Here is a 13,854-nt window from a genome sequence, read left to right as displayed (position 1 = left end):
CCACATGGGCGAAGCCCACAGTCCCTTAAAGCACACATTGGCTTTGCGCACCCACGCATCCGGCCAAGGGCGGCAGCATACTCAAGCCTTAGGACTCAGCGCACGATGACACGCGTACTGGGAATCAATTTCTTTCAAGGCTCCCCCGAGGAGGCGGTGAAGCGCGCATTAAGCGGCGGACTAACTGTGGCCCCATCCGGGCCGAACTTAGCCGACATGGACATCATGCCAGCCTACAGCCGCGCAGTCCAATCCGCAGATCTAGCGGTAGTCGACAGCGGCTTCCTAGTGCTTTGCTGGAAGTTTTTTCGCAAAAAAAAACTCAGCCGTCTTTCCGGACTTCTACTACTCGAAACCATACTTGCCAACGTAGAGCCCCTGCGCGACATGGAACAAGTCTGGGTAATGCCCACGGCAGAATCTGCGGAGCGCACGCGCACATACCTCAATGCCTGCGGTATTAAGCTTTCACTCAAAAACTTTTACATCGCACCACACTACGACAGTGGAGCACTTGAAGACATTGCTTTGCGGGACAAAGTAAGTGCGATGCGCCCTGCACTGATCATGGTAAATGTTGCAGGTGGTAAACAGGAAGTACTTGGGCACTGGCTACTACAACAGCTCGACTACCGACCAGCCGTGATCTGCACTGGCGCAGCAATTGCCTTTAAAACAGGAGAACAGGCAAATATCCCAACTTGGGGCGATCGCCTGTTTCTGGGATGGTTCTTACGAATACTCTCTGACCCCAAGCGCTACTTTGGCCGCTACTGGCGCGCCATACGGCTGTGGCGTCATGTCCGAAAATATGGCGAACGAGCGCCAGTGATCCAAGCCTGAGATGTCGTTAATAAAGAACCATCCGGCGAATCGGCCCAACACATACACAAGTGAAGGCGCGCATCAGCAGGCCTCAGCCAAAGCACCACTACAAACAAAAAATAATTCCGGACTCAACCGACAGTTAAAATACTTGATTTGGCTTTATGTGTTTTTGCTCCTGTTCGATGGCGCATTTCGTAAGTGGTTTCTACCTGGCCTCTCAGACGTGTTACTCGTTTCGCGCGTTCCTGTAATTGCACTCATCTACATATTAGCCATTCCCGCCCGAGCTTTCACCGTCAACGGCTTTGTGGCGATGGCCGGATTCTTGAGTTTGGTCACCTTGCCACTGGCATTGCTCGGACATGGCAGCATCCCCACCGCAATCTATGGTCTGCTCGCCAACTTCTACGCAATTCCATTAATCTTCGTCATTCCCAAAGTTCTCGATTACGATGAAACATTACAGATTGGGAAAGCGCTACTCATCATGGTCATTCCCATGACGGCCTTAATTAGCCTGCAATTTTACGCGCCACAAAGCGCCTGGGTCAACCGAAGTGTAGGCGGGGTCGAAGGTGCAGGATTTACTGGAGCACTAGGTCGCTTTCGACCACCTGGTACGTTTAGTTTTATCTCCGGCGTTGCCCAGTTTTATACGTTGGCATTTGCGTTTTTCCTCAACGAGTTCATCAATAAACGCAGTTTGCCACTATGGTTTCTCCTCCCGACTGGGGCCGCGTTCACAATGGCAATTTACGGCTCGATAAGCCGACTGCTCGCCTTGTCTATCGTAATGGTATTTGCCTTCGGCGTGCTCGGCCTAGTGCTCAATGGACGCAAACTGCATAACACAATCAAGGTGCTTATCGCACTAATAGTTTTCTTCGCAATCGCATCCCAATTTACCTATTTCGCGGACGGCATGGAAACTTTTATGGCACGCTGGGAGCAAGCGAAAGGTGGCGAAGACGGCTCAACGAAAGAAGCCGTTGTGGACCGCACATTGGATAATATCATGGCCCCTTTTTTCATCTATCAATACGATAGCATTATCGGTGAAGGGATCGGCCTCGGTACGAACGTCGGTGCAAAATTCGCAACGGGCAGCCGTGCCTTTCTTGGTGGCGAAAGCGAATGGGGTCGAGTTCTGGTTGAAATGGGGCCAATCATTGGCATCACCTATATTGCACTACGCTGCGCACTCACAGCGATGCTGCTGATCCGAGCATTCTGGAGCTTAAAAAAGGGCAATCTCCTGCCTTGGTTACTCTTTGCCTCTTGCCTGTTCCTCGTGCTGAATGGTCAGTGGGGGCAGCAAACTACGCTAGGATTTGCGATACTTTCGGCCGGCTTTGTATTGTCTACATCCATCGTTTCAAAGCCCGAGGAAACCATGAATAACTATCGCGCTCGACGACCATGAGCTCACTACCAAACGAAACCATCATACGCCCCTCATCTGGGCCAAAGACTTTTGATTTGCGTGAACTAATGCAGTATCGGGATTTACTCCTGCTACTCATACGTCGAGATTTCGTCGCACGATACAAGCAGACTATTCTGGGACCATTATGGGCGATTTTACAACCTGTCATGACCGCTATCGTATTTACCGTCGTATTCGGCAAAGTAGCGAAAATACCAACCGACGAAGCGCCACCTTTTTTATTTTACCTTTCCGGCATGCTTTTCTGGCAGTTATTTGCTGGCTCCGTCAGTGCGGCGGGTAACTCACTACAAGCCAATGCCACGTTGTTTACCAAAGTCTATTTCCCACGCATTATCCCCTCTTTGGCGACTTTGGCGTCTCAGTTGATTCCATTCTCAATTCAGTTCGGTATCTTCACTGGTTTCTACATTTGGTATTTACTCATGAGTGATGTGGCGCAGTTGCACGCTCTACGCCTAATCTGGCTACCGGTTTTGCTGCTGCTGGTATTCACTCTAGCACTCGGCATTAGCCTAACCTACTCGGCGCTAACCGCAAAGTACAGGGATCTGAATCATGCACTTGGCTTTCTTATTCAGCTAGGATTATACGTAACCCCAGTAATTTACCCGGTGTCTCAAGTGAGTGAAAACTGGCGCTGGTTGGTCTGGCTGAATCCTATGGCTGCGCCAATTACCACCTGCAAATGGATCTTCCTCGACGCAGGCGCTCTACCTCTCATCCCATTGCTTTCCTCTATGGCCTTCGCCATCATTTTGCTCCCTTTATCCATGCGCTTCTTTCACCGCATTCAACGGACATTCGTCGATACCGTCTAACCATGGACTCACCAGTAATCCAAGTTAAAGGGCTCTCCAAGGAATACCGCATTGGCGGTATCGGCGCCAGCTCATTACGCGATGAAATCAACGCGCGCTGGCAGCAGATGCGTGGCTCCTCACAAGAAAAGAGCCAATCGATTTTCAATGCACTCAACGACGTCAACTTTTCAGTATCAAAAGGAGAAATCCTGGGCATAATTGGCCGAAATGGAGCAGGTAAATCCACCCTTCTCAAAATACTATCCCGAATCACCGAACCAACAGCTGGCGAAATTAGGCTTCGTGGGCGCGTTGCTTCTTTACTTGAAGTTGGCACTGGCTTCCACCCTGAGCTATCCGGGCGTGAAAACATATTTCTTAGCGGCGCCGTGCTCGGCATGAGCCGTAAAGAAATAAGTGAAAAGTTTGATGACATTGTCCGTTTCGCCGAGATTGAGAAGTTTATTGATTCTCCAATCAAACGCTACTCCTCTGGGATGTCGGTACGACTCGGTTTTGCCGTTGCGGCACACTTAAGTTCAGACATCTTGATTGTCGATGAAGTGCTAGCTGTCGGTGATGTAAACTTTCAAGAGAAATGTATGGAGAAAATGAATCAAATCCGCTCTAGCGGTCGTACGATTCTATTTGTCAGCCATAACCCGATTTCCATCGAGCTACTGTGTCACCGCTGCATTCTGCTAGAGCAAGGACAGTTGGTTTTCTCGGGCACGCCACGTGAAACGTTAGACCGCTACGAAGACATTTGTCGGAACAGACATGCTCAAGTCGGCACTGAAGATCACGGAGACACCAGCTTAAAAGTCGAAGTGTGGCAGAACAACACCCCTTGCTTTCAGCCTGACATTGCACAGCCGATGACCATTCGCATGTCATTTCAGATTCCCAACACCTGGCCTAAAGTATTCCCCAATTTCCAACTACGCACTTCGACGCAGCAAATCGCGTTTTCCTCAGTTTCCCCTCACCTTTGCAGTGAACACTGCGATGAAAAAAAACGCAGTGTGCATTACACCGCCGACTGTGAAATTCCCGGAGGCCTACTCAATGCAGAGAAATATAAAATCTCTGCTTATTTTCTTAGCCCCAATGGTCTGACAGTGGACAGCTGGGATAATGCCTGCACCTTTACCGCAACCGAGAATCCGAGTCTGCGCCCCATTAACTTTAATGGTGACTGGGTTGGAGTCCTGCGGCCCACACTCCCTTGGAAGGTTTCCCAACATGAAGTTGAAAGATAAGTTTTCCAGATTCCTTGCAACCAAACTCCTGAAGCACCCACGGCTACGCGTGCACTTCATGCAGGTAATTAAAGATCAGCACTTCAACGAATTTGGCATGAAGTGCTTTTTGAGCAATCGCGAATACATCCCCATTAGCTTTTGCGATTCAGCGACATCTTTGGGCGAAATATTCATCGAAGGAGAATATGATTGGCTACCCGCAGAATCCACACCTAAACGCTGGCTAGACTTAGGCTGCAACAATGGCTACTTCAGCCTACTGATGCTGTTTCGTCAGGCGCGTGAAAAGCGTTCCGAGTGCGAGGCTCTCCTGGTCGATGGAGACCCTAGGTTCTCCAAAGCGATTGAATCGATAAACGATAGCCTAAAGCTGGCGCAAAACCTACGCTTTGAGCAGGGCCTTATTGGGCCTAAGGTGCCGGAAGCCAATTTTGCATTGCATGGCGGCATGGTCTCCCGAATTGAGAGTGAATTAAATGACAACTGCTCAAACCTGGCAGTCCCTATACTGTCGGAAAAAAACATCATGAATCAGCTAGCCCCACCCTACGACCTGGTCAAAGTGGACATCGAAGGCGCCGAAGCAGATTTCCTCCAAAATTACCCAACAGTTCTTCAGCACACTAAAACATTAATCATCGAGTGGCATTCATGGAATAGTCAGAAAATGCCCGCAGATCAGTTTAAAGAGCTGCTGCTCGCACAAGGTTTCAAGACCGTTAAAGAATGCAAATCACAACAACTTGACGGTGAAACCGACCCCACGACCTTGCACACCTATTTTTGCCAAAAATAATCCTGCGTAGTATTTTAAGACGCAAAAAATCCAGTGATTTCCCAGCCCGCAATTTCAGTCATGCCCAAACAGCGTAAAGTTCTATTTGCGCTGCCTTCTATGGCTTTTGGCGGCGCCGAGCGCATGGCAATTTGCTTGATCACTCAGTTGGTTGAACGCGGACATCGGCTTCAATTAACGTCGCCTGTGCATGCAGATAATCCAAGCCTAAATGCAGAACTGCATGGCTGTAAGATTCCCATCCACGCATGGCCTTCAACCCCAGGACAAAAACTACGCGATCTAGGCCAACTTTCACTGAATGTTTTCAAGTGGCTGCGGCTGCTTCGCCAAGTGGATGTTGATATAATTCACGTAAATACCCCGTGGCCCAATCTTGCACTGGACTTACTCATTGCCGCAGCGATGCTAAAACTACCAGTGCTGATGCTGCATCAACTAGTGCCCCCGGATCAAGCCTACAGTCAGCAGACCCAAAAGCTCTATCACTGGATGCACGAACGCGGCCTACAGTTAGCTGCAGTTAGCAATAGTAACGCTGAGGTTCTAGCACATTCGCTAAGACTCGATACTGAGCAAATTCAAGTTATCGAAAATGCTGCGGTCAGCCAGGCTGAAAGCCAAAGTGATGCCCAAGCAATTCAGACTTTTACGCACAATCATCATATCCCACCAAATTCCATAATCGTGCTGTGCATTGGTCGCATCTCAGATCAAAAAGGCTATGATCTAGTAGCGCCTGCCGCGTATCACATCACTCGAATAAATCCAAAGGTGCATTTCGTTTGGGTGGGTGACGGTCCAGACCGCAGTAAACTCGAAACGCAGCTCGAAAACTATAAACTTAAGGAGCGATTCACCATCACAGGTTGGCTAAGCGAACCGCTACCAGCACTACAAAGTGCCGATCTTTTGCTCTTCCCATCAAGGTATGAGGGCCTACCTATTTCCATCATCGAAGCGATGCAGATTGGGCTGCCAATTGTCGCCGCCGACTGCAATGGTGTTTCAGATCTGCTAAGTGCTGGTCACAACGCAAGGTTGTTCCGCAGTCAAGATACCTGCGACCTAATGGAAAACCTGCGTTCAGCAATCGCAGATCCAAACAGCATGCGCGCCCTAGCGAAACAGGCTCAGATAGACGCTGAGCAATACAGTCTTAGCCGAATGGCTGATCAAGCAGAGCAGTTCTACGAACGCATGCTAAATGAGCGCTAATCGACTGATCAATTAACCATCCGACCATCTTGAAACACCTCCCCAAAGTGGACGGCCTTCGCGCAATTGCGGTTGCAGGCGTACTGGTGGCGCATTACCTGCCAACGGACAATGTCATTCAGTTCATGCCTTGGGGTTTACTAGGCGTACAGCTATTTTTCGTAATCAGCGGATTCCTCATCACTGGCATTCTGTTAGATGCGCGGGGGAAGGCAAAAAATTCAGATGTCCTCAAAGCATTTTATATGCGTCGCTTTCTTCGCATCATTCCACCGTATTATTTATTACTCGCCATCTATTCCATATTGGGAGTCAGCTTTGCTTCAGGAACGCTACTTGCCTCCGCCTTATACTACTTGAATATTTTCGAAAGTGCCTTTCCCGGCGAGTATCCTTACATTGGTCATTTCTGGACGCTGTGCATCGAAGAACAATTCTACCTAGTCTGGCCTTGGGTGATTATATTTTTACCGCGTTCAAAACTACTCATCTTTACAATTCTCGCGATGTTATTTGCACCCACCAGTCGCGTGTTACTTGATCTTGCCGGCTTGCCATACTTAAGCATTCGCAACTTGCCTACCAGCGCCTTGGACTCTTTAGGCGGCGGCGCATTATTAGCGCTCATGCATCATGGCTATGCACCTCGCCTCATGCAATGGTGGCAAAGATACTACGGGTGGCTTTTTGCACTTGGACTCTTGCTGTACTTCGCAACTCATTTTAACACTGCACTGAGTATTTCGCATCTCTGGATAGGTCTTTTCGGCACGGCAATCTGCGGCATGTCGGCAGTTCATTATTCAACGCTCAACTACGACACACTCTTTGATCGTTTTCTCACGAATCGTTGCGTCCAGTATATTGGTAAAATCAGCTACGGCATATACCTCTACCAGTTCCTGACTCTGTTTCCGCTCTATAAACTCGTTTCTATACTCGGCCATCCCACAATCTTAAAAAACGACTATATTTACGCCTTAACCTGGACTTCCATGACGATAGCAACAGCAGCGATATCATGGCATTGCTTTGAACGTCCTCTGCTCAGGCTAAAGAAACTTTTCCAATATACTTCCGGAAAAGCTGCTTGACCGATGCGATTTCTAATCATCAGCCCGACACCAACACATCCTGTCTCCGCTGGTAATTGTATGCGGATTGTCAATCTGATCCATGCATTACAAGAGCTCGGGCATGATGTGCATTTCCTGCATGTTACTTACACCCAAGGGGAGCCAGATGCAATGCGTGCATGTTGGGGTAAAAATTTCCACGAGTATCATTACCGCAAGCCCTGGCAAAAATATCATTGGCATGGTATCCCTATACCGGACCGCATTTCACGCAAAATATTGAACTTCGGCTGGCTCCATCAACGAATCGACCAAATGTATGATCACGGTCTGGACGACCATCTGCTCGCACTACAGGAAGAACATTCATTCGATGCAGTCATGGTCGAATATGTGTTCTTTTCTGCCGCTTTAAACGTATTTCCAGAGACAGTTCATAAACTCATCGACACGCACGATGTCTATACCGATAGGCATCTCATGCTCAGCCAAAACAACATGCGCGTAGAATGGTTCTTCACCATTGAATCAGAGGAACGCAAAGGCCTCAAACGCGCACACACCGTTCTTGCGATTCAAGATGAAGAGAACAGAAAGCTACGACAAATACTAAAGCACTCTCGCCCCGTTTTCACTGTAGGTCATTTTCTGCCACCCTCACCTCAAGCCCCTCCCAGTCAGCTAAAAACTCTCATGATAATTGGCTCTGGCAACTCACTCAACATACGCTATTTTCAAGAATTTATTGATAATTGCTGGAACCCAATTTTCTCCAAGCATCCCGAGCTTAGGCTCAAAATAGTCGGCAGTGTTTGCCAGAATTTAAAGAGAACACCTGGGGTAGAATTACTTGGATTTGTCGAAAAAATCGAGCAAACGTATGCCGACTCCGACTTAGTCATTAATCCTTTGCTCACAGGAACTGGGCTTAAGATAAAAAGCCTGGAAGCCATCTCCTATGGTCGAGCTCTGTTAACCACGCCTATTGGCCTCGAAGGCCTGGAAGACGCAGATGGAAAGTGTGCGATGCTGGCAACTACATTCAAAGAAATGGCACAGGCAATCGAACAACTCTTATCGACCCCACAACGCTTGAGCGCAATGAGTCAAGCTGCCGCAGAATACGCTGGCCAATATCAGACCAAGCAAATTCAAGCGCTGCAAACAGCACTTGAGCGACAACCTCGCTCTGCATGAGCCAGCCTCCCCAGAGAATTATTTTCGGTGTCGATGCGAATGCCCTATCTGGCGTCGACACGCTGCACTGTACACTGGCCCAAGCGTTTTCCAGGAATGGCTACGCCGTCACTCTACTTCTTTTCGGACGAAATTCTAATGACGAATTACCAGTCTGCTCGAACTGTGAATGCATCGACATATCCGGGCCGTCAGTCTGGCAACGTATCATACGACCGCGTAGACGGCATTGGACACGCCACTTTCAAAATGTAATGCAGCGTAAAGCACATGCTGCAATTCGTGAACGCTTGCCTGCAACACTCATTGCAGGCCACTTGAGCAGCCTATGGATGCAGCCAACTCAAGGGTTAACCCAACTCGGTGTCATACACGCAGCCGACTCTGGCAACTGTAAAACATTAGTTCAGCATCACAAAAATTGGGATGCATGTGTCGCTGTGAGCCAAGAGGCTTACGACATGGTTGCTGAAAAATGCCCGTCAATAATACAGCGCACGACCGTCATCCTCAACGGTGTCGACGTTCCCACATCCATACCCAAACGTAGAACTGCACCCCTGCGCGTTTTGGTTGCCGGGCGCATTGAGCAAAGCCAAAAGAGAGTCCTGGATCTACCGCCGCTCTTAGCAAAAATGAAAAAACTCGATCAATATGAATTCATCATTGCTGGAGAAGGTGAAGAGCTTGCGCGATTGCAGGCAGGCATTCAAGCCGAAGCCCCCGAGGCCCGTGTTCAGTTTCTTGGTAAGCTCAACCACAAAGAGCTGCTAAAATCCATGAAACAAATCGATGTTTTTTTGCTTTTATCGGCATACGAAGGAACGCCCATGGCCTTACTAGAATCCATGTCGCGCGGCTGCATTCCCGTTTCGTCGACAGGTTGTGGGGGAGCACTTCCGTTAATCGAATCAGTATGCCCAGAACATTTATTCGCACCAGCGGACACCGAACGTGCAGCACGCATTCTGGACAAGCTTGCTACAACTAGCGAAACAACCCGACAAGCTTTGCAACGCAAAGTCTATGACTCCTTAAAAGACAGCCCGCACACTATTGATGTGACTATCCAAGCTTACATTGACTTGATAACACAAGTGCGCTGCTTAGCAACGACTCATCGATTGTGAAGATCGTCTTTATCAATCACACACGCTCTGGAGGAGGTGGAGCCACCATCGCCGCAGAACGCTTAGTTGAAGGGCTGAAGGAAGCCGGACATCATGTAAATTGGCTCGTCAAAGACCTTCATAATAATGATGCCCCCAATGACTACGATGTCATTCCACAAGGCGCAATTGATCGAATCCTAGAATGGCCCCTGAAGCAATTTCTCACACTTGGTGCTGGTCGTAGGCAAACATTTGCACTCCTCAAGCATCCATTCGTCGAGCAAGCAGATCTTATTCATTTGCATAACCTTCACCCCAGCTACTTCAACTTTCTCGCGCTACCAAGGCTCAGCCGCAACAAGCCAATAGTATGGACTCTGCATGATATGTGGGCGCTTACCGGTCACTGTGCTTTCAGCCAAGACTGTGAACGTTGGCAAGTCGGCTGCGGCCAATGCCCCTACCTTGGAGTCTACCCAGGCCTTCGCCACGATGGCACCGCTCTCGAATGGAGGCTCAAACGTTGGGCACTTAAACGAACACATGCACACTTATTAACTCCAAGCCGTTGGTTAGCCGACTGCGCCAGTACGAGCATCGCCAGTTCTCTTCCACAAGCAGTAATACCTTATGGTCTAAATACGCAACGCTATACCCCAGGAGATCGGCGGCATGCACAATCCAAGCTCGGCCTTAAAGGTGATCGCATTACGCTCCTACTCACTAGCGCAAATCTCGATGACCCGCGCAAACCACAAGGCATCCTATGCGAAGCATTAAATATGCTCGCGAATTCACACCCAAACACCTTCCAAGTCCTAACCTTTGGCGGTGGTGACCTCCGTAAAAAACTAAATCCACACATCACAATCACAGCGCTCGGACGCTTAACAGACGACACAGCAAAAGTACAAGCCTATCAGGCGGCTGACGTGCTGTTATTTGCATCACGTGGCGATAATTTGCCGTTGACCATTCAAGAAGCGTTAGCCTGCGGCACACCGGTAATTGCGAACCGTGTTGGCGGAGCAGTGGAAATGGTCATTCCCGGGCAAACTGGCTTACTCACTGAGCAGTTATCGCCCGAGTCTTTCCAACTTGCTATCGCATCATTTCTGAAGCTGCCAACCAACAAGCGCAATACACTCGCGCTGCAAGCACGCGAATTCGCCGTCGCGAACTTCGATCTTGCTCGCCATGTCGAGCATACACTCGCCCAATATACCAAGGCCATAAATGACTTCACCGCTAACTGACATCCAGCCACTTAAGTCATCGCAATCATGGCCCTTTAATTGCGCTGTTGGACAACGTCTGAACGACAAGCCAGAGGTGTCAGTCATTATTCCCAGCTTTAACCAAGCAGCATACCTCGAAGCCGCAATTCGTTCCGTTCTATGCCAAGACTACCCTGCCATCGAATGTTTGGTGCTGGACGGAGGCAGCAAGGATGGCTCCTGCGAAATAATTAAACATTATGAGTCAGCACTAGCCTTTTCACGATCTCACCCTGACAACGGACAGGCGGCTGCTGTCAACGAAGGGGCATCCAAAGCGCGTGGTAAGTATGTTTCTTTTCTCAACAGTGACGACCTGCTGGTCCCCGGAGCCATCCAAAAAATTGTCGAAGCCTTCGAGCGGAATCCCGAGGTCCGACTCGTGCACGGGCATCGCATTTTAATCGACTCCCATGACCACGTGGCTGGGTGGACTTCCTGCACCCCCTTTAACCCTCAGCACACCATATACACAATCAATTCTGAAACCGCATTTTGGCGGCGCGAAGTATTCGAGGAAATTGGCGGCTTCAATGAATCTCTGCGCTTTGCCCTCGACCTCGATTTCTTCTGCCGTATCTACACGCGGCATCCTGTTTTGCTGATCAATGAATTCCTTGGCTTCTATCGTTTTCATCCTGAATCAAAGTCCGAAACTTTGAGCGATGTCTGCCAAACCGAGAGCAGGCAATGCTGGCGGGAAATATTTAAAACTGAATTCCCAGTAATAAACCCATCAAAAAAGTCGTTTGGAGATCAACTGAAACATTTGCTGCTCGGCATGCGCTCACCTTCTCTCGCACTACTCCCCTATTTACGGTCAAAGCTGCTGCGATGAAGTCTGATTCAACAACCAGCATTCTCATGCTATGTGGTTCATTGGAACCCGGACGCGATGGCGTAGGCGACTACACCCGCCGCCTGGCGAAGGCGTTGAATCTGTCTGGGGTAAAAACGACCATGCTCGCTCTGGCGGATAAACAAGCCGAGACGCCGGCGGAAGAAGTCCAGGCCGACGTTCCTGCGATCCGCTTGCCCTATAGCGCATCGCTAAAGCAGAAGATGGAACAGTTAGCCAAGCTCATCCAAAGGGAGCAGCCTGAGCATGTAGTGTTGCAATACGTACCGTTTTCCTTTCACCCGAAGGGATTGGCAGACTCACTGCTAAAGGCGCTTTACCACGAGCTTAACGGTTTGCCAATCCATTGGATGTGTCACGAGATTTGGTGCGGTCTCAGCACGCAAAGCGGCATAAAGGAGCGCCTACTAGGCGCACTACAGCGTCGCATTCTGAGGAAATACCTACGCCATGCATCATCAATCTCAACCAGCAATCCGGACTACCAGCAAAGGCTGTCTACGATAACGACTCTCCCCGTCCAACTGCTTCCACTGTTTGGCAACATTCCTTGTAGCCACGCCTTGAGCGCCGCCGAATGTAAAGCAGTCCGTGACCAAATACTCCCACTCGAAAATGACAACGCGCTGATTTTTCTGATTTTTGGACGAATCGCACCCGACTTTCCAGCACAAGCGTTCTTACAATTCTTGGACCAACAATTAGAGCGTGCGGGCAGACAAGGCTGTATTGTTTCCATTGGTCGTATTGATCGCGGTGAAGCAGCTTGGCAATCACTAGCCAAATCACCATACAGCAATCTTTCATTTGTCCGCGCCGGAGAGATGTCAGAAGACGAAGTAGATCGCGTAATTCAGGCCGTTGACTTTGGCATCGCCACCACCCCACTCGAAGGCATCGGCAAGAGCGGCTCCAGCATGGCAATTCTCGAACGCGGCAAGCCGATGCTCGGGCACTTTCTTCAAAAGCAAACGTTGGGCTTGTGCCCTAACCAATTTGCCAAGGGGCAAGTCATCGACTATAGATATCTACAACCAGAGAGGTTGAAAACACCGCTAACCTATTGCCCTCAGGATCAACTTCCGCTGGTCGCGCAAAAGTTGCGGACCTCCCTTGGCATACAATGAAAGCCTATTCGCTAATATGCCATCGAGATGTATCCCAAGCCTTGCTTTGCTTGGGCTCATTTCAAGCTATGTGCGATGACGATATCCAACTTCAGCTTTTCGACGATGGCAGCCTGACTGAAAAAGACACTCACCTTCTCTGCGACCAACTAAGCCTATCCACCAGTGACATCCATCACATTCAGGACATACCACAGCTGACGCCCTATCCTTATTTGCAAAAAGCTCGCACCCGCTTCGTCATGTGCCGCAAGCTGTTGGATATCCCGCTTATTGACGATGCCCCCAAGCTACTCCTCGACACAGATATGCTCTTCTTAAGAGCTTTTCATGGCATCACTGACGCCGCAGAAAAATACAGCTTTGTTTGCATGCGAGACCAACAAAGTGCGTATTCTCCCAAACTCATTACCCGGCTCAAATTACGCACACAGGGCAGCCCGCTCATCAGTCATGCCAATGCCGGCTTTTTACTGATCGATCCAAAGATTATCGACTTAGAGCGCCTGGAGTATTTTTTCAGCAATGACAATCACTTGGTATTCCCAGCACTCGTCGAGCAAACCGCCTGGGCCCTAATGGCCGCACAAACCAGCACACCACAATATTGGGAGCCACGCGCCATTGCCTTCCCTCCATCGGATCTCCAGGTAGACGCATCGACAATAGGTTGGCATTTCGCGTCCGACTACCGTGGGCTTCTCAGTAAAGCGTCAGTCCCCGCCCCATCGACACAGCCCTCCGCCTTACTAAAAACAACTCCAGCTCCACACATGAGTTTGGTCGAAGAATTCCAACGCGCTTGCCGACGCGTCCAATCGATTTTTAAAGCATGACACGTGTGCTAAT

Annotated in this window: 13 protein-coding genes; all 13 read left to right on the top strand. The window is 49.4% G+C overall.

The window, feature by feature from the left end; translation table 11 throughout:
- Nucleotides 1-216: 216 nt before the first annotated feature.
- The 13 genes from RBB62_RS06730 (at nucleotide 217) to RBB62_RS06670 (ending at nucleotide 13,841) form a co-directional block, all read left to right on the top strand.
- On the top strand, nucleotides 217-843 hold the full coding sequence (locus RBB62_RS06730; protein WP_309397975.1) for a WecB/TagA/CpsF family glycosyltransferase: 627 nt from the start codon (nucleotides 217-219) through the stop codon (nucleotides 841-843).
- Between the two features lies 1 nt (nucleotide 844).
- Complete coding sequence (locus RBB62_RS06725; protein ID WP_309397974.1) at nucleotides 845-2,251, top strand: hypothetical protein; 1,407 nt, start codon at nucleotides 845-847, stop codon at nucleotides 2,249-2,251.
- Nucleotides 2,248-3,096, top strand: coding sequence for an ABC transporter permease (locus tag RBB62_RS06720; protein ID WP_309397973.1), 849 nt, complete (start codon nucleotides 2,248-2,250; stop codon nucleotides 3,094-3,096). Before RBB62_RS06725 ends, RBB62_RS06720 begins: the two co-directional genes overlap by 4 nt.
- Nucleotides 3,097-3,098: 2 nt before the next feature.
- Nucleotides 3,099-4,340, top strand: coding sequence for an ABC transporter ATP-binding protein (locus RBB62_RS06715; protein WP_309397972.1), 1,242 nt, complete (start codon nucleotides 3,099-3,101; stop codon nucleotides 4,338-4,340).
- On the top strand, nucleotides 4,324-5,139 hold the full coding sequence (locus RBB62_RS06710) for a class I SAM-dependent methyltransferase (RefSeq protein ID WP_309397971.1): 816 nt from the start codon (nucleotides 4,324-4,326) through the stop codon (nucleotides 5,137-5,139). The genes RBB62_RS06715 and RBB62_RS06710 overlap by 17 nt, the downstream gene beginning before the upstream one ends.
- Before the next feature lie 60 nt (nucleotides 5,140-5,199).
- Nucleotides 5,200-6,357 (top strand): glycosyltransferase, encoded by a 1,158-nt coding sequence (locus tag RBB62_RS06705; protein WP_309397970.1) that lies wholly within the window; start codon nucleotides 5,200-5,202, stop codon nucleotides 6,355-6,357.
- A gap of 29 nt (nucleotides 6,358-6,386) precedes the next feature.
- The gene (locus RBB62_RS06700) at nucleotides 6,387-7,451 is read left to right on the top strand and encodes an acyltransferase family protein (RefSeq protein WP_309397969.1); all 1,065 of its coding nucleotides are present in this window, start codon (nucleotides 6,387-6,389) and stop codon (nucleotides 7,449-7,451) included.
- Nucleotides 7,452-7,454: 3 nt separating this feature from the next.
- The gene (locus RBB62_RS06695; RefSeq protein WP_309397968.1) at nucleotides 7,455-8,630 is read left to right on the top strand and encodes a glycosyltransferase; all 1,176 of its coding nucleotides are present in this window, start codon (nucleotides 7,455-7,457) and stop codon (nucleotides 8,628-8,630) included.
- Nucleotides 8,631-8,884: 254 nt separating this feature from the next.
- Nucleotides 8,885-9,760 carry a glycosyltransferase family 4 protein gene (locus RBB62_RS06690; protein WP_309397967.1) on the top strand — a complete coding sequence of 292 codons (876 nt, stop codon included), beginning with the start codon at nucleotides 8,885-8,887 and terminating at the stop codon, nucleotides 9,758-9,760.
- Nucleotides 9,757-10,998 (top strand): glycosyltransferase, encoded by a 1,242-nt coding sequence (locus tag RBB62_RS06685; protein WP_309397966.1) that lies wholly within the window; start codon nucleotides 9,757-9,759, stop codon nucleotides 10,996-10,998. The genes RBB62_RS06690 and RBB62_RS06685 overlap by 4 nt, the downstream gene beginning before the upstream one ends.
- The gene (locus RBB62_RS06680; RefSeq protein WP_309397964.1) at nucleotides 10,979-11,857 is read left to right on the top strand and encodes a glycosyltransferase family 2 protein; all 879 of its coding nucleotides are present in this window, start codon (nucleotides 10,979-10,981) and stop codon (nucleotides 11,855-11,857) included. The genes RBB62_RS06685 and RBB62_RS06680 overlap by 20 nt, the downstream gene beginning before the upstream one ends.
- Complete coding sequence (locus RBB62_RS06675) at nucleotides 11,854-13,005, top strand: glycosyltransferase (RefSeq protein WP_309397963.1); 1,152 nt, start codon at nucleotides 11,854-11,856, stop codon at nucleotides 13,003-13,005. The genes RBB62_RS06680 and RBB62_RS06675 overlap by 4 nt, the downstream gene beginning before the upstream one ends.
- Complete coding sequence (locus tag RBB62_RS06670) at nucleotides 13,002-13,841, top strand: hypothetical protein (protein ID WP_309397962.1); 840 nt, start codon at nucleotides 13,002-13,004, stop codon at nucleotides 13,839-13,841. Before RBB62_RS06675 ends, RBB62_RS06670 begins: the two co-directional genes overlap by 4 nt.
- Nucleotides 13,842-13,854 lie beyond the last annotated feature (13 nt).

Source organism: Cerasicoccus maritimus, from assembly GCA_031296935.1.
Classification (GTDB): Bacteria; Verrucomicrobiota; Verrucomicrobiia; order Opitutales; family Cerasicoccaceae; genus Cerasicoccus; species Cerasicoccus maritimus.
Note: the sequence above shows the minus strand (reverse complement) of the source record. Positions and strands in the feature narration are given on the sequence as shown.